General features: G+C 71.3%; 21 protein-coding genes and 1 pseudogene. 18 read left to right on the forward strand and 4 right to left on the reverse strand.

From position 1 onward, the window contains the following. Positions 1-38 precede the first annotated feature (38 nt). Together NV348_RS28525 and NV348_RS28530 are read left to right on the forward strand one after the other, a co-directional pair. The gene (locus tag NV348_RS28525) at positions 39-206 is read left to right on the forward strand and encodes a hypothetical protein (RefSeq protein WP_447149612.1); all 168 of its coding nucleotides are present in this window, start codon (positions 39-41) and stop codon (positions 204-206) included. A gap of 128 nt (positions 207-334) precedes the next feature. Then, positions 335-619, forward strand: a complete 285-nt coding sequence (locus tag NV348_RS28530; RefSeq protein WP_447149613.1) for a hypothetical protein — start codon at positions 335-337, stop codon at positions 617-619. An 80-nt stretch (positions 620-699) separates the two neighbouring features. Here NV348_RS28530 and NV348_RS28535 read toward each other — a convergent pair whose 3' ends face one another. Next, positions 700-1,185 (reverse strand): nitroreductase/quinone reductase family protein, encoded by a 486-nt coding sequence (locus NV348_RS28535; protein ID WP_447149614.1) that lies wholly within the window; start codon positions 1,183-1,185, stop codon positions 700-702. A 48-nt stretch (positions 1,186-1,233) separates the two neighbouring features. Next, positions 1,234-1,962 (reverse strand): NUDIX hydrolase, encoded by a 729-nt coding sequence (locus tag NV348_RS28540; protein ID WP_447149615.1) that lies wholly within the window; start codon positions 1,960-1,962, stop codon positions 1,234-1,236. A 78-nt stretch (positions 1,963-2,040) separates the two neighbouring features. Here NV348_RS28540 and nadA point away from each other — a divergent pair, with 78 nt between their 5' ends. The 4 genes from nadA (at position 2,041) to NV348_RS28560 (ending at position 6,071) form a co-directional block, all read left to right on the forward strand. Beyond that, on the forward strand, positions 2,041-3,078 hold the full coding sequence (gene nadA / locus NV348_RS28545; RefSeq protein WP_218717292.1) for a quinolinate synthase NadA: 1,038 nt from the start codon (positions 2,041-2,043) through the stop codon (positions 3,076-3,078). 37 nt (positions 3,079-3,115) lie between these two features. Beyond that, positions 3,116-4,777 (forward strand): L-aspartate oxidase, encoded by a 1,662-nt coding sequence (locus tag NV348_RS28550; RefSeq protein ID WP_447149616.1) that lies wholly within the window; start codon positions 3,116-3,118, stop codon positions 4,775-4,777. A 255-nt stretch (positions 4,778-5,032) separates the two neighbouring features. Beyond that, a complete protein-coding gene (nadC, locus tag NV348_RS28555) occupies positions 5,033-5,893 on the forward strand; it encodes a carboxylating nicotinate-nucleotide diphosphorylase (RefSeq protein ID WP_447149617.1) in 861 nt (286 codons plus the stop codon). Positions 5,894-5,906: 13 nt separating this feature from the next. Next, positions 5,907-6,071: a hypothetical protein gene (locus NV348_RS28560; RefSeq protein WP_447149618.1), complete on the forward strand. Its 165-nt coding sequence runs from the start codon at positions 5,907-5,909 to the stop codon at positions 6,069-6,071. Positions 6,072-6,235: 164 nt separating this feature from the next. On the opposite strand, the gene NV348_RS28565 is transcribed toward NV348_RS28560, so the two are convergent. Continuing rightward, entirely contained in the window at positions 6,236-7,417 is a 1,182-nt protein-coding gene (locus NV348_RS28565; protein WP_447149619.1) for a winged helix DNA-binding domain-containing protein, read from the reverse strand. Between the two features lie 193 nt (positions 7,418-7,610). Between NV348_RS28565 and NV348_RS28570 the strand changes: the two are divergent. The 11 genes and pseudogenes from NV348_RS28570 to hisH all read left to right on the forward strand — a co-directional run bounded on the left by NV348_RS28570 (position 7,611) and on the right by hisH (position 22,370). Beyond that, positions 7,611-9,714, forward strand: a pseudogene (locus NV348_RS28570) (TRAP transporter permease). 50 nt (positions 9,715-9,764) lie between these two features. Further along, the gene (locus tag NV348_RS28575; protein WP_447149620.1) at positions 9,765-10,754 is read left to right on the forward strand and encodes a TAXI family TRAP transporter solute-binding subunit; all 990 of its coding nucleotides are present in this window, start codon (positions 9,765-9,767) and stop codon (positions 10,752-10,754) included. A gap of 85 nt (positions 10,755-10,839) precedes the next feature. Next, entirely contained in the window at positions 10,840-11,832 is a 993-nt protein-coding gene (locus NV348_RS28580; RefSeq protein ID WP_447149621.1) for an alpha/beta hydrolase family protein, read from the forward strand. A gap of 77 nt (positions 11,833-11,909) precedes the next feature. Further along, positions 11,910-12,785 carry an arylamine N-acetyltransferase family protein gene (locus NV348_RS28585; protein ID WP_447149622.1) on the forward strand — a complete coding sequence of 292 codons (876 nt, stop codon included), beginning with the start codon at positions 11,910-11,912 and terminating at the stop codon, positions 12,783-12,785. 153 nt (positions 12,786-12,938) lie between these two features. Beyond that, positions 12,939-14,999 (forward strand): acyltransferase family protein, encoded by a 2,061-nt coding sequence (locus NV348_RS28590; protein ID WP_447149623.1) that lies wholly within the window; start codon positions 12,939-12,941, stop codon positions 14,997-14,999. 45 nt (positions 15,000-15,044) lie between these two features. Next, entirely contained in the window at positions 15,045-16,787 is a 1,743-nt protein-coding gene (locus NV348_RS28595; protein WP_447149624.1) for a penicillin-binding transpeptidase domain-containing protein, read from the forward strand. 88 nt (positions 16,788-16,875) lie between these two features. Next, positions 16,876-18,474: a serine/threonine-protein kinase gene (locus NV348_RS28600; protein WP_447149625.1), complete on the forward strand. Its 1,599-nt coding sequence runs from the start codon at positions 16,876-16,878 to the stop codon at positions 18,472-18,474. 164 nt (positions 18,475-18,638) lie between these two features. Continuing rightward, positions 18,639-19,976, forward strand: coding sequence for a histidinol dehydrogenase (gene hisD, locus NV348_RS28605; protein WP_447149626.1), 1,338 nt, complete (start codon positions 18,639-18,641; stop codon positions 19,974-19,976). Continuing rightward, a complete protein-coding gene (locus NV348_RS28610) occupies positions 19,973-21,100 on the forward strand; it encodes a histidinol-phosphate transaminase (RefSeq protein WP_447149627.1) in 1,128 nt (375 codons plus the stop codon). The genes hisD and NV348_RS28610 overlap by 4 nt, the downstream gene beginning before the upstream one ends. 26 nt (positions 21,101-21,126) lie before the next feature. After that, entirely contained in the window at positions 21,127-21,741 is a 615-nt protein-coding gene (hisB, locus tag NV348_RS28615; RefSeq protein ID WP_030203827.1) for an imidazoleglycerol-phosphate dehydratase HisB, read from the forward strand. Beyond that, positions 21,738-22,370, forward strand: a complete 633-nt coding sequence (hisH, locus tag NV348_RS28620) for an imidazole glycerol phosphate synthase subunit HisH (protein WP_447149628.1) — start codon at positions 21,738-21,740, stop codon at positions 22,368-22,370. Before hisB ends, hisH begins: the two co-directional genes overlap by 4 nt. 9 nt (positions 22,371-22,379) lie before the next feature. Here the strand turns inward: hisH and NV348_RS28625 are convergent, their stop codons facing one another. Continuing rightward, a complete protein-coding gene (locus tag NV348_RS28625) occupies positions 22,380-22,982 on the reverse strand; it encodes a TetR/AcrR family transcriptional regulator (protein WP_447149629.1) in 603 nt (200 codons plus the stop codon). A 68-nt stretch (positions 22,983-23,050) separates the two neighbouring features. Here NV348_RS28625 and NV348_RS28630 point away from each other — a divergent pair, with 68 nt between their 5' ends. Then, a complete protein-coding gene (locus tag NV348_RS28630) occupies positions 23,051-23,536 on the forward strand; it encodes a nitroreductase family deazaflavin-dependent oxidoreductase (RefSeq protein ID WP_447149630.1) in 486 nt (161 codons plus the stop codon). The last annotated feature ends 6 nt before the right edge of the window (positions 23,537-23,542 follow it).

The raw sequence follows: 23,542 nt of genomic DNA on the forward strand, positions 1-23,542 counted from the left end.
GTCGACCGGTCAGCATTTGCTCCGGGGGAGGACTGGCCGTGCGCGCCACCGAGAAGACCAGCACCGAACAGCCCGCCGAGCGGCCCGATCTCGCCGCCTGGCGACGTCGGCACGCGCTGCGCAGCTCGTCCGCCGCCACCGCCGTGCCCAGCGGCCGAACCTACCGGCGCTCGTCGAAGCACCGAGATCGCCGGTACGACAGCTGAACCGCGGCCGGGTGACGCCGACGACTGGGTCCGGCTCCACCGGGCGCACTGGGACGAGCGAGCTCCGATCCACACCCGCTCGGACCACTACGACGTCGAGGGCTTCGTCGCGGGCCGGGAACACCTGCGTGCCCCGAGTGCCGCTGCGGTATTCGCTCGGGTGCCGTGATGATGGGTGTCGCGATGCTCTCGGGCTGGGTGCGAACTTCGCCGCGCAGGAGAGCGCGGGCCTGTCGACCAGTGATCTGGGCGGCGCGCCCGCGGCCTCGACCGGCGATCCGGTGCGCGACTATCCGCACCTGACCGCGCTGTTCGGCGCGGCATCTGGCGGGGCGGCCGCGCCGGTCGACAACGACGCGGTGTTCGCCGCGGGTGTCGATGCCCTGCTGTTCGGCATCCTGCTGCGCGCGTAAGCCGTTGCGCGACAGGCGAAGTGACGATGAATCTTCGCGGGACGGCGCGGCGCGCAGCTCGGGCGTCGGCTACCGGGAAGTCACTGCGCGCGGCGCAGAATCACCAGCGGCAGCGGCGTGTCGACCTTGGCCTGGTACTCGGCCAGGAGCGGATTCTCCGTCAGCGCCCAGGCCGCGAACTCGTCGTAGGCCTCGCCGGTGAGTACCTCTGCCGTCGCCGCGAATTGCTCGCCGCCGAGCTCGATCGTCACCCGCGCATCGGCCTTCGCGTTGTGATACCAGGCCGGATAGCGGTCCTCGATGAACGAACTCACGTACAGCACGTCCCCGCGATACAGCGCGCCGAGCGGAACGACGTGCGGCTTGCCGCTCCTGGCGCCGGTCGTGGTCAGCAGCAGCAGGGTGGCGCCCTGGTAGTCGCCGCCGACCCGGCCGTCGTTCTCCCGGAACTCGCGGATGACGCCGTCGTTCCAGCCGGTCATCTCGTCCGCGGTGAACTTCCGGTTCCACGGCGCGTCCGGATCGTCGTAGGAGGTGACCTGTGTCTTCGCTGTGTCGTCGCCCATGCTCGGTAGTGTGACAGCGGCCACCGACAGATTCGGCGGGGTGCGCGCTCAGGTCGGCGGGCGCAGGGCGGCGAATTCGTCGGTGACGCGCAGGCCGGAGTCGCTGAATCGGTAGAGCGCTGCGGGGCGCCCGCCCGCGCGGCCGGAGGGGGCGGTGTCGCCGGTGGGGGTGATCACCTTGCGGCGGGAGAGGACTCGCTGGAGGTTGGTCGTGTCGACGTCGTAACCAAGTGCCGCGCAATAGATTTCGCGCAGGGTCGACATGGTGAAGGTGTCGGGGGCGAGCGCGTAGGCGATATTGGTGTAGGAGAGTTTGGCGGCCAGGCGGGTGCGGGCGTGGTCGACGACGGTGCGGTGGTCGAAGGACATGTCCGGGAGGGCTGAGACCGGGTGCCAGGTGGTGTCGGCGGGGAGTTCGGGCTCGGTGGTCAGCGGGACCAGGCCGAGATAGGCCGAGGCGATGCGGCGGGGCGCCGGGACCCGGTCGGGCGCGCTGAACACCGAGAGCTGCTCCAGATGGGCCAGCTCGCGGACGTCGACCTTCTCGGCCAGCTGGCGGCGGGCCGAGGCGTCGAGGTCCTCGTCGTCGCGCAATCGGCCGCCGGGCAGCGACCAGGTGCCCTTCTGCGGGTCGAGCGCGCGTTCCCACAGCAGTACCGCCAATTCTGGGTGCCTCGATCGGCTCACGGCGCCCCTACCTGCGGAAACGTCGGCGGGGAAGCGGCGAACCTGGAACACCGCGGTCAGCGATTCGTGGATGGTGTTACTATGGGGCACGTTTTCGATTCTAAGTCGAAAACCTGGTTTGGTGCGAATCGAGGCGATGGCGCCGTTCGCACGAGGAAGGGAGCCACCATGGCGACGACGACCGCGCAGCCGACGCTGATGGGTTCGGTCTTCGACGGACCCACGGGGTACACGGGTGTCGAAGCGACGCCGGAGTGGGCGCGGGAGGTGCGGCGGCTGGCGCGTGAGCGCAACGCCACGATCCTCGCGCACAACTACCAGCTGCCCGAGATCCAGGACGTGGCCGACCACGTCGGCGACTCGCTGGCCCTGTCGCGGATCGCGGCCGAAGCCGAAGAGGACACCATCGTGTTCTGCGGCGTGCACTTCATGGCCGAGACCGCCAAGATCCTCAGCCCCGCCAAGACGGTCCTCATCCCGGACCAGCGCGCGGGCTGCTCGCTGGCCGACTCCATCTCCGCCGAGGAGCTGCGCGCCTGGAAGGCCGAGCACCCGGACGCGAAGGTGGTGTCCTACGTCAACACGACCGCCGAGGTGAAGGCGCTCACCGACATCTGCTGCACGTCGTCCAACGCCGTCGACGTGGTCGCCTCGATCGACCCGGACGTCGAGGTGCTGTTCCTGCCCGATCAGTTCCTCGGCGCGCACGTCAAGCGCGAGACCGGTCGTGCCAACATGCACATCTGGGCGGGCGAGTGCCACGTGCACGCCGGCATCAACGGTGACGAGCTCACCGAGCAGGCGCGCACCCACCCCGACGCCGAGCTGTTCGTGCACCCGGAGTGCGGCTGCGCCACCTCGGCGCTGTACCTGGCGGGCGAGGGCGCGTTCCCGGCCGAGCGGGTGCACATCCTGTCCACCGGCGGCATGATCGACGCGGCCAAGGCCTCGACGTCGAACCAGGTGCTGGTGGCGACCGAGGTCGGCATGCTGCACCAGCTGCGCAAGGCGGCGCCCGGCATCGACTTCCAGGCCGTCAACGATCGCGCGTCCTGCAAGTACATGAAGATGATCACCCCGGCCGCGCTGCTGCGCTGCCTGGTCGAGGGTGCCGACGAGGTGCACGTCGATCTGGCGATGGCCGAGGCGGGCCGCGCCTCGGTGCAGCGGATGATCGCGATCGGCAACCCCGGCGGTGGGGAGTGACCGCGCTCTTCGCCGCGCGATCGAGCCGGTAACGACCATGACGGCGACGGTTCCGGTCTCCTGGGAGGCCGAGGTCGACCTGGTGGTCATCGGCGGTGGTGTCGCGGGACTCACCGCGGCCCGCACGGCGTCGCTGCGCGGGCTGCGGGTGCTCATCCTCAGCAAGGGCGGCCCCACCGACACCTCGACGCAGTACGCGCAGGGCGGCATCGCGGTCGTCGCGCCGCGGGGCGATTCGGTCGACTCGCACGTGCGCGACACGGTCGAGGCCGGGGCCGGGCTGTGCGAGGTCGAGGCGGTGCGCTCGATCGTCGCGGGCGGGCAGGCGGCGGTGGCCGCGCTGACCGACCTGGGCGCGGTGTTCGATCTCGGCCGCGACGGCCAGATCTCGCGCACCCGCGAGGGCGGGCACAGCACCCGCCGGATCATCCACGCCGGTGGTGACGCCACCGGCGCGGAGGTGCAGCGCGCGCTCAACGCGGCCGGACTGCCGGTGCTGTTCGGTGCCGCCGCACTGCGCGTGCTGACCGGTTCCGAGGGCGTGCGCGGCGTTGTCGCGGTGTCGGGCAACGGTTTCGGTGTCGTGCGCACCCCGGCGGTGCTGCTCGCGACCGGTGGACTCGGTCAGCTCTACGCCTCGAGCACCAATCCGCCCGGCGCGACCGGCGACGGGGTCGCGCTGGCCCTGTGGGCCGGGGCGGCGGTGGCCGATCTCGAATTCGTGCAGTTCCATCCGACGGTGCTCTACACCCCGGGCGGGCTGGGCAGGCGGCCGTTGATCAGCGAGGCCGTGCGCGGGGAGGGCGCGATTCTCCTCGACGCCGAGGGCAACTCGGTGACGGCGGGCGTGCATCCGCGCGGTGACCTGGCGCCACGCGACGTGGTGTCGCGGGCCATCGCGGAGCGGATGCGGGCGACGGGGACCGATCACGTGTTCCTCGACGCACGCCACATCGACGGCTTCACACGGCGGTTCCCGACGATCACCGCGTCCTGCCTGGCGGCGGGAATCGACCCTGCGGCGCAACTGATTCCGGTCGCACCCGGTGCGCACTACCAGTGCGGCGGGGTGCTGACCGACACCGACGGGCGGACCGAGGTGCCCGGGCTCTATGCCGCGGGCGAGGTGGCCCGGACCGGGCTGCACGGAGCGAATCGACTGGCGTCCAACAGTCTGCTCGAGGGGCTGGTCGTGGGTGAGCGCGCCGGTGTGGCGGCGGTCGAGCGGGTCGGTGTGCAGACCGATGTAGATGAGATTCCTTCGTGGACAGTGGAATTCGCGGAGCGTTCGGTGGTGCAGCAGGCGATGACCGAGCACGCGTCCGTCGTGCGGGACGGTGCCGGGCTCGGCACCGCGCTCGCGCGGATCGATGCAGCGCGGTCGGTGGTGTCGCCGCTCGATGTCGCCGCACCGCGGGCGGTCCAGCCGCTCGACGGGACCGGCTCCGGCGAGGGAGTCTTCGACGCGGCGCGCACGCTGCGCCGCATCGAGGACGCCGCGTTGACGCTGACCGCCCGTGCGCTGCTGGTCGCGGCCGCCGACCGGGCCGAGAGCCGGGGCTGCCACACCCGCTCGGAGTATCCGGGTCCGGTCGAGGATCAGCGGCACAGCACCGCGGTTCGCCTCGGCGCGGACGGGGCGCTCCAACTGTCCACCGCCGCAGTCGATGCCGTCGCGGTGCCGATCGGTGCGCGGTGAACGACCGCCCGTCGGTGCGCGGCGAACGACGGGCCTCGTCACCGACCGGTGCACACGGCGCGGCGGCGAGCATCGACGGCGCAGTGTCGATCGAGACGGCTCGGTGCTCGGGAGACCGGTCCGAGCTGCGCCGACGTGGCACGCCCGACCGGCAGGACGCGGCATCAGGTGCCGCACACGCAATTCCGGCGGGCCGGTGAGGATCTCCGCTGGATCGAACGGGCGCACTTCGCGCCCGAGAACAGGAGTGCAGTGATGGCTCTGGATGCCGCCCTGGATCGCGAGGAACTGCTGACGCTGATCCGTACCGCCCTCGACGAGGACCTGCGCTACGGACCCGACGTCACCACGGTCGCGACCGTGCCCGCCGACGCGGTGAGCAAGGCATCGGTGGTCTCCCGCCAGCACGGCACCGTCGCGGGCCTCGACGTCGGTCTGCTGGTGCTCGACGAGGTGATCGGCGCGGGCGACTACACCGTCACCGACCGCGTCGCCGACGGCACCCGGGTGGAGCCGGGTACCTCGGTGCTGAGCATCGAGGCGCCGACCCGCGGCCTGCTCACGGCCGAGCGGACCATGCTGAACCTGGTGTGCCACCTGTCCGGCATCGCGACCGCCACCGCCGCGTGGGTCGACGAGGTCGAAGGCACCGACTGCAAGATCCGGGACAGCCGTAAGACGCTGCCCGGGCTGCGCGCGCTGCAGAAGTACGCGGTGCGGGTCGGCGGTGGCGTCAATCATCGGATGGGGCTGGGCGATGCGGCCCTGATCAAGGACAACCACGTCGTCGCGGCGGGCTCGGTCGTCAACGCGCTGCGTGCCGTACGCGAGCTGGCCCCCGCTATCGCCTGCGAGGTCGAGGTCGACAGCCTCGAGCAGCTCGACGCGGTGCTGGCCGAGAATGTCGAGCTGGTGCTGCTCGACAACTTCCCGCTGTGGCAGACCCAGGCCGCCGTGCAGCGTCGCAACACGGCCGCGCCGAACACGAAACTCGAGTCGTCGGGCGGTCTGTCGATCGAGCAGGCCGCCGACTACGCCCGCACCGGGGTCGACTACCTCGCCATCGGTGCCCTCACGCACTCGGTGCGGGTGCTGGACCTCGGCTTGGATATGTGAGCCCGTCACCGGCGTGATCGACTTCGGCGACACCCACCTCGGCGACGCCGCGAACGACCTGGCCTGGTCCCTCGACGGCGCACCGCCCGCCTTCGCCGCCGCCACGGCCTACGATCGCACCGCGCTCCTCGCCGCCGCGCCATGCTCGGGCACCAGCTCGGACCGCGGCACGAGGTGACCTACGGCGCCGACATCGACGACGTCGAGACAGTGCGCAGCGGCTTGACCGGGATATTCGACCGACGGGACCGCACCACCGACTGACTTCAGCGCAGCGGAAACGTTCGCGGTACGCGTCATGGTGCTCGCCCCGAGTCGAGCGGAAGGTCGCCGTGCCGGTGGCTATGTGGTGAGTTCGCGTTGGAGGGGGGTGCGGAAGCGGGGGATGGCGCGGGTATCGCCGAACCAGGTCGTGGTGCGGTCGGTTTCGGCGTCGATGAGCTTCCTGGTGTCGGTGCCGACGTCTTCGAGAAGGTGGGTGACGACCTCGCCGTCGGGGCGTTGGGCCCAGCCGCCGACGATGCGGCCGTCGGCCCAGATGGTGGGGCCGATATTGCCGTTGCGGTCGAAGAGGGCGGGGGCGTGGGGACCGAGGAACCAGTCGCGGGACTGCCAGCCCATGGGGGTCGGGTCCAGGGCGGGGAGGAGGGCGGCCCAGGGTTCGGGGGTCGGGGCCGGTGCCAGGTCGTCGGCGAGGACGATGCCGGTGGTGCCGTCGTCGAGGTCGACGTCGACGATGTCGAGCTCGGTCAGGGTCTTGCGGACCTCGCCGAGGGTCCAGCCGGTCCACCATTTCAGATCGGTCACCGGGGCGGGGCCGAACGCGCGCAACCACCGACGCACCAGCTCGACTCGCGCTGCGGCGGCGGGGACCGGGGAAAGGTCTGGGGGGAGCCAGGTTTCGGCGGGGGACCAGGTGTACTGGCTGCTGGTCCAGCTGCCGTTGGGGCGCCCGCGCACGATCCGGCCCTCGGCGCCGAGCACCACCAGCACCCAGGTGGTGATGCTGGTCGGCTTCGAATACGGCTTGCCCGGCGCTGTATCGATCTGGGTGCGCAGGCGGGGGACGTCCTTGCTCAGCTGGGCGCCGGTGGCCGCGCCGCGGGTGAGCAGGGCGGCGTGCGTCTCGGCCTCGACGTCGGAGAGCCATTCCTGGACATCGCCTTCGACGACGCCCGCCTGCTCGATGTAGCGGCCGTAGGCCTTGCGCTGTTTGATCGCCAGCGCGTCGCAGCACGAGGACTGCAACACCGGGACCAGCTCGGTCGGTGCCACGAACATGGTGCGTCGCATGGCGAGCAGGCGCACCAGGGTCCGGTCGTCGTATAGCGCACGCTCGACGTGGGCCGGGGTGAGGTCGACACCGCGCGCGCCGACCGACAGGTAGACCGTGGCCGGATCGGTGGCGTGCAGCACCACCATCGAGCGCGCGATCTCGGTCGGCTCGGTCGAACGGGTCGACGGCGCGAGCCGATGCCTGGTCGCCAGGCGGGCCCGGCGTTGCGCGGTATCGATCGAAGGCATGCGCGGATCGTAGGCGGGCCCACCGACATCCACGCGTAGCCGCTGCTGCCGTGGTGACCGGCGAGCGCCGGATCCGGCTGTGACACAAGGCCGACCGGGCCCGACGGCGGGGGGAGTTCTGTCACTTTTGTCCAGAATTCCCGGTCGCCGTTTTCGCCGCCGGGCGCAGGTCGGTGTTGTTATCGTCGCGCTCATGAGCGCAGCGCCACCGGTCGTGACCTCGGCCGAACTCGGCGTCGACGACCAGGAACGCCCGGCCCGCACCCTCACCGGTTTCCCGGCCCGGCTGGTCGGCGTCGTGGCCTTGGGGCTGGCGGCGCTGGCGCTGTGGCAGGTGTTCCGGCCGCTGCCGCAGGGCAGCCAGTACTACCTGGTGGTGTTCCTCGCCATCGCGCTGCCGCTGGTGTTCCTGAGCTATCGCTCGGGCTGGGGCAGGCTCGACAAGGCCGACGGGCCCGCGCCGCTGGACTGGGTGCTGGCCGCGGTGACCCTGATCGTGTGCCTGTATCCGGTGCTGCCGTTCACGATCGGCGCGGGCGGCGGCGGATACGACGCCTTCCTGGACCGCCAGGGCATGCTGGCCCCGGTCCGTCGTGTTCGGCGCGGTGCTGCTGGTGTTGATCCTGGAAGCTTGCCGCCGCACCACGGGGTGGATCCTGCCGCTGGTCTGCCTGGTGTTCCTGGCCTACGGGTACTACGGCGGGCTGCTGCCGCAGAGCTGGGCGATCGCGCACGCGGGGCTGGATATCGACCAGATCGTCGACGCGCTGTACAACTCTGGCAGCGGCTTCTACGGCACCCCGCTGGACGTGGCGGCCAGCTATATCGTGCTGTTCACCCTCTACGGCGCCGTGCTCGAATTCTCCGGCGCCGCGCGGTTCTTCGTGGATCTGTCGGTCTCGCTGTTCCGACGCTCGCACAGCGCGGCGGGCCGCACCGCGGTGGTGTCGGGATTCCTGCTCGGCACCGTCTCCGGATCGGGCACCGCGACCGCGGTGAGTACCGGCGCGGTCACCTGGCCGATCCTGCGCCGAGCCGGCTACCGGCCCGAACAGGCGGGCGGCATGCTCGCGGCGGCGGGTGTCGGCGCGATCCTGTCGCCGCCGACCCTGGGTGTCGCGGCCTTCATCGTCGCCGAATACCTGAACGTGTCGTATGTGACGGTGCTCGGCTGGGCGCTGATCCCGACGCTGCTCTACTACCTCGGCATCCTGCTGTCGGTCGAGATCGATGCCCGGCGCATCCACGCCGAGGGCCGCGCGCCCGCCGACCTCGCCGACGGGCCGCTGCCGACCCCGTGGTGGAAACTGCTGGGGCGCTTCGGGTATCACTTCTCCTCGCTGATCGTGATCGTGGTGCTGCTGCTGGCCGGGATGAGTGCGACGCGCGCGGTGGTCTACGCCACGGTGCTCGCGCTGATCCTGGCGGTGCCCGACCGGATACTGCGCGCGCGGACGGCCGCCGGTAGCGAACTCGTCGACGCGGAGCCCTGGCCCGGGCCACGGTGGTCGGCGAAGGACGCCGGCCGGTTCGCGCTCGCGGCGCTGCGCACGCTGTCGCTGGGCATGTGCGCGGCGCTGCCCGTGGTCGCAGTGTGCGCGGCGGCGGGGGTGATCACGGCGATGACCACCAAGACCGGCCTCGGCGCGCAACTGGCGTCGCTGCTGGTGCGCGCCGGTTCGGTGCTCTCGGACGATCCCGCCGTCGTGCTGGCGACCACCGCCGTGCTGGCGGCGATCGCACTGTCGCTGCTGGGGCTGGCGGTGCCGGTGACGGCCTCGTTCGTCATCGGCTGGGTGATCATCGGACCCGCCCTGCTCGACCTGGACGTCGCCGCGCCCGCCGCCGCGATGTTCGTCTTCTACTTCTCGGTGCTCTCGGAGGTGACCCCGCCGACCGCGCTGGCCGCCGTCGGCGCGGCCGCGGTCACCGGCGCGAAGACGATGCCGACCATGTGGGCGGCCCTGCGCTACGCGCTGCCCGCGTTCCTGGTGCCGTTGATGTTCGTGCTCACCGACGCCGGTCAGCACCTGCTCGGCCGTGGTGCCCCGCTCGACGTGCTGTGGGTGAGCACAGCCGCCTGTGTCGGCGTCGCGGCGCTGGCGGCGGCCACCGGCGGCTGGTTGTTCGGGATCGGCGCGCTCGGACCGGTACCGCGCGGACTGGCCGCCGCGGCGGGCCTGACCCTGCTCTACCCGAATCCGACCGCGACCGTCCTCGGACTCGCGGCGCTGCTCGCCGCCGCGCTCGCGGGCGTCGTCGATCGGCGTCGTCGGACAGCCACGGCCACACCGTGATCCGTGGACATCAGCAGGCGGCGATGTGGCCGTCGACGAGAGGGGACCTCATGGTCAGAACAGTTGTCGCCGTGGTCGCGGTGTCCGCCGCGGCCGCGCTGCTCACCGGATGCGGTGGGCGCCAGGACGCCCCGACCACCGACGCAGGCGGCGCGGTGACCTGTGAAGTGCGTCAGGACACCAGGATCGGCATCGCGACGGGCAACGCCACCGGCGTCTACTTCGCGCTGGGCAATGCCTACGCCGAGCAGATCTCGGCCGCCACCGACGGCAAGGTCAAGGCTACCGCGGCCGAGACGGGCGCCTCGGTGCAGAACATTCAGCAGGTTGTCGGTGGCACCTACCAGGTCGGGTTCTCGCTGGCCGACTCCGCGGCCGACGCGGTGGCGGGCAAGGGCAGCTTCACCAGCGCCCAGCCGGTGCGCGCGCTGGCCCGTCTCTACGACAACTACACCCAGGTCATCGTGCGGTCCGAAGCCGGGATCAACTCCCTGGCCGACCTGCGCGGCAAGCGCGTCTCCACCGGCTCGCCGAAATCCGGCACCGAGGTCATCGCGCAGCGTGTGCTGCAAGCCGCGGGTCTCGACCCCGACAGCGATATCGCCGCCCAGCGCCTCGATCTCACCAAGACCGTCGACGGACTCAAGGACGGCTCGATCGACGCGATGTTCTGGTCCGGCGGCCTGCCGACGCCCGGCATCACCGATCTGTTCACGACCGCCAAGGACAGGGTCCGCTTCCTCGACATCACCGGGGTGCTGCCGAAACTGAAGGAGATCAACCCGGTCTACGAGGCCGCGCCGATCCCCGCCGCCACCTACGGCCTGGCCGCCGACGTGCCGACCATCGTGGTGCCCAACCTGCTCGTCGTCCGCGACGATCTCGACGCGAACCTGGCCTGCGTGCTCACCGAGACGTTGTTGGCGCGCACACCGCAACTGGAACAGGCGAATCCGGCCGCCAAGGGCATCACTGCCGAGACCGCGAGCAAGACCGCGCCGGTGCAGCTGCACCGTGGGGCGGAGGAAGCGCTGCGCTGAACCCGACGCGGTGCGCGGTTGTCCCCGTCGCGTGTCGCGACACCTCCGGTGGGCTCGGTGGACCGCGACAGCGGACAATCGCGGCATGAGGCAGTGGGGCCGGGTGGCCGCGGCGGTGCTGGTGCTGGTGGGCGGTGGGCTGGTCGGTGGGCAGGCCGCGGTCGCGCAACCGGTGTGCGCGCCGGGGGTGAGCGTCGTCCCGGTGGCCATCACCGTCGACGGTGAGCGGGCCACCGGGCGGGTGTACGAGCCGTATCGCTGTGCGCCGGGCGATATCTCGGACGATCAGCTGGTGGTCGCGGTGCACGGGCACGGCGGCTCCTCGGCCGACTTCGCGCCGTATATGACCTCGCTGGCGCTGGTCGGCGGCTCGCCGATCCTGCTGATGGACCTGCGCAGCGCCGACGGACCGTGGCGGGCCGGGGAGTGGAATCTGTGGGCGGGCTGGCACGACGTGGTCGCCGCGACCCGGTGGTACCGCGACGCGCACCCCGCCGTGGCGACCACGGTGCTGTGGGGCTGGAGCCAGGGCGGCATCACCAGCGGCCTCGCGGTGGCGCACGGGCCCGCCGGACTGTTCGACTACTGGGTCGACAACTACGGTCCCGCCGACGATTTCACGATGTGGGCCACCGGCGCGTCGGTCGATCCCGCGCTGCCCCGCCAGATCGAACGCGACGCGGGCGGCTGCACCCCGATCGGCTGCCCGCTCGCCTACGCCGAGCGCTCGCCCGCCCTGCTCGCCGACCGGATGAGCATGCGCCGGGCGTTCCTGATCCACGGCACCGCCGACGCCATCGTGCCGTTCACCACCAGTGTGGAACTGCGGGACGCGCTGACGGCGGCGGGCAAGCCGTTCTCCTTCTACACCGTCGTCAGCGGGCGCGACCTGTCCGGCGCCGTCGTGCCCGGCAACCACGACATCGGGCCCGCGTTCTTCGAGGGCGGGTGTGTGGTGCTGCGCCTGCTCGCGGGCACCGAACCGCTCGCGCCCGCCGTCGGCGACTACGTCGTGGACGTGGCCGCGGGTGTGGTCACCGCGCCCGCGACGCCGGCGGGCGCGAAATGCGCGGCCTGACCTGTGCCTACGCGCGCGGCGGAACATCGATCCCGGGTATCGCGTTGTCCGGGAAGTTGTCGAGGCGAGAAGAGGGCATGGTGACCGAACCGACGCAGCGGGCGGACCGCTGGCAGGGCGAAGATCTGGATCTGGACGCCTATCTGGCGCGGATCGGCTACGACGGGCCACGGACACCGACCGTCGTGACCCTGCGCGCGCTGGTCGCCGCGCACACCACGGCCATGCCGTTCGAGAACCTCGAGATCATCCTCGGGCGCGGGATCCCGCTCGACCTGGCCACCCTGCAGGACAAGATGGTGACCCGGCGTCGCGGTGGCTACTGCTACGAGAACGTCACCTTGTTCGCCGCCGCGCTGGAGCGGCTGGGCTTCGGCGTCACCGGGCTCAGCGGCCGGGTGACCATGGGCGCGCTCGACTCGGGCGCGATCCGGCCTGCCACTCACGCGCTGGTCCGGGTCACCACCGACGACGACGCCCGGGTGTGGATCTGCGATGTCGGCTTCGGCGCCGGGCCGCTCGCGCCGTTCGAATTGACCGACGAGCACGGCGAATTCGCGCTGGGGCAGTGGCGCTTCCGGGTCGAGCGCCGCACCGGCGCGCTGGGCGACGACCTGTGGGTGCTGCACCAGTTCGCCCGCGACGGCTGGCAGGACCGCTACGCCTTCACCCTGGATCCGCAGTACCGGATCGACTTCGCGGTCGGCAACCATTTCGTGTCGACCTCGCCACGCTCACCGTTCACCACCCGGCCGTTCGTGCAGCGCTTCCGGCCCGAGGTGCACCACGTCCTCGACGACCTGACACTGACCACCGAATACCCCGACGGCACGTCGTCCGCGCGCGAGCTCGACCCCAGCGACCTGCCGAAAGTCCTGACCGAGGTGTTCGACATCGACCTCGACGACACCGACGCGGCGGCCTTGGCGACCGCACCCTGGCGCGCCGACTGACGGCTCACATCCACGGTCCCACCTACGGCTCGGCGGTTTGCTTCCACGGTGTCGCTACGGCAAATTGATGGTTACTTGCCGGGAAACAAACCCCTGCGCCGTGGTGTGGGGAACGAACTGTGGGGTCGTTTGGTGCCGAAGGTGCAATCCGCGTTGCCGGTTCAGCCGGAGGCGACTAGCCGGCCCGGACCGGTCGCCGGTCCGGCGGTCCGGCGTCGGGATCTGGACGGGCTGCGTGGTCTGGCGATCGCGCTGGTCGTGGCGTTTCACGTGTGGGCGGGCCGGGTGTCCGGCGGCGTCGACGTGTTCCTGGTGCTGTCGGGGTTCTTCTTCACCGGCGCGGTGGTTCGTGGTGTCGAACGGCGGGGTGGGGTAGCCGCGGGCGCGACCGCGCGCCGGACCGCGCGCCGGCTGATGCCCTCGCTGGTCGTCGTGCTGGCGGCGATCGCGGTCGCCACCGTGGCGCTGCGGCCCTACACCCAGCTGGGGGAGACCGCGGCGCAGACGCTGGCCTCGATGTTCTACGCGCAGAACTGGTATCTGGCCACCGCCGAGCTCGACTATCTCGCGCCCGACCCCTCGGTCAGCCCATTGCAGCATCTGTGGTCGATGTCGGTGCAGGGCCAGTTCTATCTGGTGATCCTGGCGGTCCTGGCCGGATGGGCGTGGCTGCGCCGCCGCGGCGCGGCCGGTCGCCCGACGCTGCTGATCGCGCTGGCCGGTCTGGGCCTGCTCTCGTTCTGGTACGCCGCGTTCGGCACCGCCCAGCATCAGGCGTGGACCTACTACGACAGCATCGCGCGGGCCTGGGAGCTGCTGGCGGGCGCCGCGCTCGCCGTGGCCGCGCCCTACCTGCGCGTGCCGCGCGCGCTGCGCGGACTCGCGGCCGCGGCGGGCCTGCTGATGGTGCTGTCCTGCGGCCCGATGTTCGACGGCGCCAATCAGTTTCCCGGCGTCGCGGCGCTGTGGCCGGTGGCCGCGGCCTGCCTGGTGATCGCCTCCGGCTTCGGTGCCGCGACGGTGACAGCCTGGCCGAACCGCCTGCTGGCCGGGCGCTGCTGCACCGAACTCGGGGCGCTGGCCTATCCGCTGTACCTGTGGCACTGGCCGATCCTGATCTTCTACCTGGCCGAGACCGGTCGCGCGCACGCCGGACTGGTCGACGGACTGGTGGTGATCGGCATCTCGCTGGTGCTGGCCTACCTGACGAACCGGCTGATCGAGACGCCGCTGCGGCTGTCGCCCACCGGCCAGGAGCCCGTGGCTGGCGGGCATCGGGCGACCGGCCCGCTGGTCACCGCGCTCGCCGTGACGGTCCTGGTCTCGGCGGTGGGCTGGCAGGTGGTGGTGCGGGCCAACCCGGCGGTGCCGCCGCAGGCGCTGGACACCGTGCGGTACCCGGGCGCGGCGGCCCTGCTCTCCGGCGCGGATTCCTCGCCGGAACCGATGCGCCCCACGGTGTTCGAAGGCCAGGCCGACACGCCACCGCCGACGACCGACGGCTGCATCACCCCCAACCGGGAGGTCCGCACCTGCGTCTACGGTGACCCCGACGGCGCCCGCTCGATCGCGGTCGTCGGCGGATCGCATTCCGAGCACTGGATTCCCGCGCTGGAACTGCTCGGCGCCGAGCACGGTATCCGGGTGATCTCCTACCTCAAGGAGGGCTGTCCGGTCACTCTCGCCGACCAGCCGTCCTACGCCGAATGGCCGTTCCCCGAGTGCCACGAGTGGTCGCGGGAGGTGCTCGACCGGCTCGCCGCCGAGCCGCCGGACTGGGTGCTCACGCTGTCGACGCGCTACCGCAAGGACGGCCTCGGCGACGAGGTGCCCGGCGAATATCTCGAGGTGTGGTCGGCCATGCAGGATCGCGGGCTGAATGTGCTTGCGCTGCGCGACACTCCGCGTCTGCGCCGCGACGGCGTGCTCTACCGCGCCACCGACTGCCTGGCCCATCGCGGCGATCCCGACAGCTGCGGGCTCGATCGCGCCGCCGCCCTCGATGCCCGCGACCCGGCCGAGGAACCGGCCGCCGGCTATCCGAACGTCTATCTGCTCGACCTCTCCGACGCCGTGTGCAGGCCGCAGCGCTGCCGGGTGGTGGAGGGCAATGTCCTGATCTACCGCGATGAACACCACCTCACGGCCAGCTACGCGCGCTCGCTCGCGCCCGAGCTGGGCCGTCAGATCGGCGTGATCACCGGCTGGTGGTAGCGCGAGGTACCTACGGCCGCCGCGAGTCCGGCTACCCTCGGTCGCGTGCGCCTCTCCCGCAAGACACCGGTCCTGCTCCTCGCGCTCGCCCTGATGCCCGTCGCGTGCTCGTCCGGACCGGATCAGCCGCAGACGGTCGCCGAGTCCTTCGCCGCCGCGCTGAGCAGCGGTGACGCGGCCGCCGCGGCGGCGCTCACCGATGCGCCCGAGCAGGCCCGCGCGACGCTGACCACCCTGTTCGAGAACCTCGGCAAGAACGACGCGGTGCGCGTCTCGGCCACCGACGACAACACCTTCACCCTCGAATCCACCTGGAAATTCGGCCCGGAGGGCCGCGACGAGTGGACCTACACCAGCAAGGGCGCCGCCACCGAGGCCGACGGCTGGAAGATCACCTGGAACCCGACCACGGTCGCGCCCGGCCTGGAACTCGGCCCGCTCGGCTACAGCCCCGTCTATCCGAAACCCGCGCGGGTGCTCGACTCCTCCGGCGGTGACCTGATGACCCAGCAGGTGGTGACGCTGGTCAACGTCGCCCCCGATGCCGATCTGCCCGCCGTCGCCGCGCTGCTCGCGCCACAGGGCGTCACCGAGGCCACGGTGCGGGCGGATCTGGCGGCGGCGCAAGGCAAACCGGTGGTCGCGGTCGCCTTGCGGGAGGCCGATATCGCCCCGGTGCAGCAGGCGCTGACCGGTGTGCGCGGGGTGACGCTCGCGCCGCAGACCCGGCTACTCACCGTCGACAAGAGCCTGGCCGGTCCCACCACCGCCGGCCTGGCCGAGTTGTGGCAGCAGCAGGCCGACAACGCGGCGGGCTGGGCCGTGCGCGCGCAGACCGCCGAGGGCACCCAGCGCATCGCCGGACCCGACGCGACCCCGACCGCCGATATCGCGACCACCGTCGACATCGACCTGCAGAACGCCGCCGAAGCCGCGCTGACCCCGATCGCGCAGCCCGCCGCGATCGTCGCGCTGCGACCGTCGACGGGGGAGGTGCTCGCCGTCGCGCAGAACGCGCCCGCCGACGCGCAGGGCCCGATCGCGCTCACCGGCCTCTACCCGCCCGGATCGACCTTCAAGACCGTTACCGTCTCGGCGGCGCTGCAGGCGGGCGGGGTCACCGTCGACACGGTGCTGCCCTGCCCCGGCCGCGCGACCATCGAGGGCCGCACGATTCCCAACGACAACGGCTTCGATCTCGGGCAGGTGCCGCTGCACACCGCCTTCGCGCGCTCCTGCAACACCACGATGGCCGAGCTGGGTGTGCGATTACCCGCCGACGGGCTCACTACGGCGGCCGCGCAGCTCGGTTTGGGAGTGGATTATGTGACACCCGGGTTGACGACTGTCACCGGGAAGGTTCCGGCCGCGCAGAATCCGGCGCAGCAGGTCGAGTCGAGCATCGGGCAGGGCAGCGTCACCGCCTCGCCGTTCGGGATGGCGCTCGTCGCCGCCTCGCTCGCGCACGGTTCCGCGCCGGCGCCCACCCTCGTGCGTGGGCGTCCCGGCACCGCCGATCGCGCCTCCGCGCCGGTGCCAGCGAGCGTGACGTCGCAGATAGAGACCATGATGAGCGAGACGGTGACCGCGGGCACCGCCACCGCGCTGCGCGATATCCCGGGGCTGCTCGGCAAGACCGGCACCGCCGAATATCTCGACGACAAGCACGCGCACGGCTGGTTCGTCGGCATCGACGGTGACCTCGCGTTCGCCGTCTTCGTGGCCGACGCGGGCAGCTCGGGCCCCGCGGTCGAGGCGGCCGGACGCATGCTGAGAGCCAAACGATGATCTATGTCACGCTCTGTGGGCGAGCAATACCCACGCTGCCGCACGCGGTCCACACCGGGCCAGCTACACTCGTCGACGGACCATATCCATGGTCAATACGCGGGATGTCACAATTTCGAGAAGGTTCGGAGTAGGCGCCATCGATACCGGTCAGAAGATCGCGGAGCATTACCGCCTGGTCGAGCGTATTGGTAGCGGCGGCACAGGCGTTGTATGGCGCGCTGTCGACGAACGCCTCCAACGCTCGGTGGCTGTGAAGCAGATCCACATCAAGCCCAGCCTGCCCGAGGGTGAGCGGGATGTCCTGCGCCAGCGTGCGATTCGGGAAGCCCGCAACGCGGCACGCTTCCAGCATCCCAACGCCATCGTCGTCTTCGACATCACCGAGCACAACGGTGATCCGTGCCTGGTGATGGAGTATCTCAAGTCGGTCAGCCTGGCTGCCGAACTGGGCCAGAAGGGTCCGCTGCCGCTGACCGAGGTCGCCCGCATCGGCGAGATGGTCGCTTCGTCGCTGATCGCCGCCCACCAGGCCGGACTCGTGCACCGTGACGTGAAGCCGGGCAACATCCTGCTCGGCGAGCACGGTGAGGTGAAGATCACCGACTTCGGCATCTCCCGCGCCGCCGGTGACGTCACCCTCACCGAGACGGGCCTGATCTGCGGCACGGCCGCCTACCTGGCACCCGAGGTCGCGCGCGGCTCCGATCCGACGCCCGCCGCCGACGTGTTCGCGCTCGGTGCCACCCTGTTCCACGCGCTCGAGGGCGAGCCGCCCTACGGTGCCAACGCCAACCCGCTGGCGGTGCTCTACGCCGCGGCCAACGGCCAGGTGCGCGAGCCGCGCAACGCGGGTCCGGCGACCGATTTCCTGCTCGACCTGCTCAGCCCGGACCCGCTGGACCGGCCCACGATGACCGAGGCGCGCGAGGCGCTGGCCGCGTTCGCCGACGCCGACGCGGTGCCCGCGGGCTTCGTGCCCGCCAGCGAGGCCTACAGCCGCCGTAACTCCGCGGCCGCGACCCAGGTCATCCGGCAGTCCGGCAACCGGACTTCGCACGCGGGCGCGTCCACCGCGACCACCCGCCAGATCCGGTCGAACCCGCGTCCGCAGATGCGCCACGACACGGCCGCGCATCCGCTGACCGCGGCCCAGCCCGCGCCCCTGCCCCGCAAGCAGGCGGGCAAGGGCCGTGCGGTGCTGATCGGTTCCGGCGTCGGCGCCGTGGTCGCCGCGATCGCCGTCGCGGTGAGCGCCCTGAACAGCTCGGACTCGAATTCCCCGCAGGTGCAGGCGAATCCGTCGACCTCGGTGAAGTCCACGGCCGGTCCGGCCTCGAGCAGCGCGGCCCCGGTCGCGCTCGGGCAGACCGCCAATGTCGGCACCGTCGACATCGGCTCGGCCGGTCTGCTGGTGGAGGACTTCTTCAGCAATCCGGCGGGGTCCTGGTCGCTGCTGACCCCGGCCGCGCAGAAGGTCTACGGCAGTGAGGCCGCGTTCCGGCAGTACTGGAACGACCGCACCGTCGACACCTTCGCCAGCATCACCGCGGTCAAGGGCAACAACGCCGACGGCTCGACCGACATGCGCCTGGCCAGCATCACCATCAACGGCCAGACCAAGGCCATGGTCATGCGCGTCGTCAACTCCGGCGGCAGCCTGCGCATCGACGGCGACACCCGCTGAGGTCGGTGCGGTTCGCCCCGCGAACGACGAAGTGAGCACGGACCCGGTGGGGGTGACCCCGCCGGGTCCGTCGTCTTCGGCGGGATGTGCCGGAAAAGCGATGGCGGGCGACCGATAGGCTGGTATCTGACCTGAGCCCAGCACAGACAGGACTGCACCCCGATATGACTCCCCGCATCGAGCTCGCCCGCGTCGATCTGCGCGGTCGTACTCCGTCCACTGCCGAGCTGCGCATCGCGCTGCCGCGTGGCGGGGTCGACGTGGACTCGGTGCTGCATCACGTGCGGCCGGTCGTCGAGGACATCCGCGACCGGGGCGCCGAGGCCGCGCTGGACTACAGCGAGAAGTTCGACGGTGTGCGCCCGAGCGTGGTGCGCGTGCCCGTCGCGGAACTGGCCAAGGCGCTCGCGGAGCTGGACCCGGCCGTGCGGGCCGCGCTCGAGGTCGCGATCGAGCGGACCAGGAAGGTGCACGCCGACCAGCGCCGCACCGACACCGTCACCGAGGTCGTGCCCGGCGGCACCGTCACCGAGAAGTGGGTGCCGGTCGAGCGGGTCGGGCTGTACGTGCCCGGCGGCAATGCCGTCTACCCGTCCTCGGTCGTGATGAACGTCGTCCCGGCGCAGGCCGCGGGCGTGGAGTCACTGGTGGTGGCCTCGCCGCCGCAGGCCCAGTTCGGCGGTCTGCCGCACCCGACGATCCTGGCCGCCGCCGCGCTGCTCGGCGTCGACGAGGTGTGGGCGGTCGGCGGCGCGCAGGCCGTGGCGCTGCTGTCCTACGGTGGCACCGACACCGACGGCGCCCCGCTGGCGCCGGTCGACCTCATCACCGGCCCCGGCAACATCTACGTCACCGCGGCCAAGCGGCTGTGCCGCGGCCTGGTCGGCATCGACGCCGAGGCGGGCCCCACCGAGATCGCGGTCCTGGCCGACGCCACCGCCGACCCGGTGCACGTGGCCGCCGACCTGATCAGCCAGGCCGAGCACGACGTGCTCGCCGCCAGTGTGCTGGTCACCGACTCGGTGGCGCTGGCCGACGCGGTCGACGCTGCCCTCAACGCCCAGCTCACTGTCGTCAAGCACGACGCCCGCGTGCGGGAAGCGCTGAGCGGCAAGCAGTCCGGGATCGTCCTCGTCGACGACATCACCCAGGGTCTGCGGGTCGTCGACGCCTACGCCGCCGAACACCTCGAGATCCAGACCGTCGACGCCGCCGCCGTCGCCGCGCGGGTGCGCAGCGCGGGCGCGATCTTCGTCGGGCCGTGGGCACCGGTCAGCCTGGGCGACTACTGTGCCGGGTCCAACCACGTGCTGCCCACCGCGGGCTGCGCGCGGCACTCCTCGGGGCTGAGCGTGCAGACCTTCCTGCGCGGCATCCACATCGTGGAGTACACCGAGGCCGCGCTGAAGGACGTCGCCGGTCACGTCGTCGCCCTGGCCAACGCCGAGGACCTGCCCGCGCACGGGCAGGCCGTGCGGGCGCGTTTCGAGGCCCTGTCGTGAGTACGCCCACCGTGCCCGGCGCCTCGGCGACCCTGGACCAGCTGCCGCTGCGCGACAACCTGCGCGGCAAATCGCCCTACGGCGCACCGCAATTGACCGTGCCGGTGCAGCTCAACACCAACGAGAACCCGCACCCGCCGAGCACGGCGCTGATCGACGATGTCGCCGAATCCGTGCGCGCGGCCGCCGCGGATCTGCACCGGTACCCGGACCGCGACGCCGTGGCCCTGCGCGCGGATCTCGCCGCGTACCTGACCCGCCAGACCGGCGTGCCCGTCGATGCCGCGAACGTGTGGGCGGCCAACGGCTCCAACGAGATCCTGCAGCAGCTGCTGCAGGCCTTCGGTGGACCAGGCCGCAGCGCACTGGGTTTCGTGCCCTCGTACTCGATGCACCCGATCATCTCCGAGGGCATCGACACCGAGTGGATCGAGGCCAAGCGCAGCGGCGACTTCTCCCTCGACATCGACTACGCCGTCGCGCAGATCGCCGAGCGCCGCCCCGACGTGGTGTTCGTGACCAGCCCGAACAACCCGACCGGGCACAGCATCCCGATCGACGAGCTCGAGCGGATCCTCGACGCGGCGCCCGGCATCGTCGTCGTGGACGAGGCCTACGGCGAGTTCTCGGCCGCGCCGAGCGCGATCACGCTGATCGACCGGTTCCCGACCAAGCTCGTGGTCACCCGCACCATGAGCAAGGCCTTCGCCTTCGCCGGCGGTCGCCTCGGGTACCTGGCCGCCTCGCCCGCCGTGATCGACGCGATCCTGCTGGTGCGGCTGCCGTACCACCTCTCGGTGGTCACCCAGGCCGCCGCGCGCGCCGCCCTGCGGCACGCCGACGAAACCCTCGGCAGCGTCGCGGAATTGGCAGCGCAGCGCGACCGGGTCGCCGCCGCGCTGACCGCGCAGGGCTTCGAGGTGATCCCCAGCGACGCCAACTTCATCCTGTTCGGCCGGTTCACCGACGCCGCGCGCGCCTGGCAGCACTACCTCGACGCCGGGGTGCTCATCCGCGACGTCGGCATCCCCGGCTACCTGCGCGCCACCGTCGGCCTCGCCGCGGAGAACGACGAGTTCCTGCGGGTGAGCGCCGGCATCGCGGCCACCGACCTGACCCACTGACGAATCCCCCTGTGGAGGAACACATCATGAGCAGAACCGCACGGGTGGAACGGGTCACCAAGGAATCGTCGATCCTGGTGGAACTGAACCTCGACGGCACCGGGCAGACCGAGATCTCCACCGGTGTCCCGTTCTACGATCACATGCTGACCGCGCTGGGCCAGCACGGTGGGTTCGATCTCGTCGTACGGGCCGAGGGCGACATCGAGATCGAGGCGCACCACACGGTCGAGGACACCGCGATCGTGTTCGGCCAGGCGCTGGGCAAGGCGCTGGGCGACAAGAAGGGCATCCGCCGCTTCGGTGACGCGTTCATCCCCATGGACGAGACGCTCGCGCACGCCGCCGTCGACGTGTCGGGGCGGCCCTACTGCGTGTTCACCGGCGAGCCGGAACACCTGGTGCACACCATCATTCCCAGCGCGGGGCCCGGCGCGTCGTACTCGACCGTGCTCAACAAGCACGTCTTCGAGTCGATCGCGCAGAACGCGCGGATCGCGCTGCACGTGCGGGTGCTCTACGGCCGCGACCAGCACCACATCACCGAGGCCGAGTTCAAGGCGGTCGCCCGGGCACTGCGGGCCGCCGTCGAGATCGACCCGCGGGTGAGCGGCGTCCCGTCCACGAAAGGCGTGCTGTGAGTTCGAAGGTCGTCCTGCTCGATTACGGCTCCGGCAACCTGCACTCCGCCGAGCGCGCGCTGGTGCGGGCGGGTGCCCAGGTGGAAGTGACCGCCGATCCGCAGGCCGCGCTGGCCGCCGACGGACTGGTCGTCCCCGGTGTCGGCGCGTACGCGGCGTGCATGGCCGGGCTGCGTGCGGTGCGCGGTGATCGCATTATCGGCCAGCGCCTGGCCGGCGGGCGTCCGGTGCTCGGCATCTGCGTCGGCATGCAGATCCTGTTCGACCGTGGCGTCGAGTTCGGCGTGGAGACCGAAGGCTGTGGCGAATGGCCCGGCACGGTCGCCCGCCTCGACGCGCCGGTCCTCCCGCACATGGGCTGGAACACGGTGAAAGCTCCCGCCGACAGCACCCTGTTCGCCGGGCTCGACGCCGACACCCGCTTCTACTTCGTCCACTCCTACGCCGCCCAGCAGTGGGAACTCCCGGAGAACGAGCACATCGCACCCCCGAAGCTGACCTGGGCCGAGCACGGGGTCCCGTTCCTCGCCGCCGTCGAGAACGGCGCACTCTCGGCCACCCAGTTCCACCCGGAGAAATCCGGCGACGCGGGCGCCCAGCTCCTGCGCAACTGGCTCGATTCGCTGTAGCCGGAGCCCTTACCGGCTGGGCGTGCGCAGCGCCGGGGCGACCCACGCGGTGAGATAGGCGCGGAGTCCGGCGCCCTGGCGCGGTGGGCGTCCCGGGTCGATCACGAACGACTGGACGATCCGCAGCATGTGCTCGACCAGGTCGTCGAAGCGGGTGCCGGTGATGCCCGCGCTCGCCCAGTCGACGTCGAAGCGGTGCAGGATCGAGCGGCCGAACGCCAGCGCGGTGTCCGAGGTGACCCCGGCGGTGAGCGAGCTCGCTCGGCCCGGCGCGAGCAGCAGGCCGAGGTACTTCTCGTGGGGCAGCTGTTCGAGGGTGTAGGCGATGCCTTCGACGACCGCCGTCGCGGGGTCGCGGATACCGCGGAGCCGCTCGGCCAGGAGATCCAGGAACGGGCCGGTGTGCGCGATCGCCGTCGCCGCCAGCAGCGCTCCGGTACTGGGGAAGTAGCGGTAGACGGTCTGGCGCGTGACGCCCAGCTCACGCGCGATCTCGGCGACGCTGAACTCGTTGCCGGACCGGTCGATCGCCACCCGCGCGGCGGTCAGTATCCGGGCTCGCGCCTCATCGTCGTCGGCCGGTGTGGCTCCCGACCATCCATGCGTGCGCATCGGCTGTTCCCTTCACCGCCTCGGATCAATCCAGACCATACACATCGGTGTCGATGTATGGTCGGCGGATGACCGCAATACCGCCGCGCCCGAAACACCTCGACTCCCCGAAGCTGCCCACGATCTTCAAGTACATGGGCAAGACGCAGGTGTGGGTCTACCGGCGCACCGGTGGCCGGATCGGCGCGAAATGGCGTGTCGGCGCGGGCTTCCGCAAACCTGTCCCCACCCTGCTGCTCGACCACCGAGGCCGCAAATCCGGGGTCGAATACACCACGCCGTTGCTGTACATCGTCGACGGCGCCGACATCATCGTCGTCGCCTCCCAGGGCGGACTGTCCAAACATCCGCAGTGGTACCACAACCTGTGCGCCACCCCCGATACCCACATCCAGATCGGCCGGGACCGCCGTCCGGTCCGCGCGCGGACCGCCGATCCCCAGGAGCGCGCGCGGCTGTGGCCACTGCTCGTCGACGCCTACGCCGACTTCGACCACTACCAGGCCTGGGCCGGTCGCGAAATCCCCGTCGTCGTCCTCGAGCCCGCTCGCTGAACGGGC

It is taken from the genome of Nocardia fodinahabitans, from assembly GCF_052983615.1.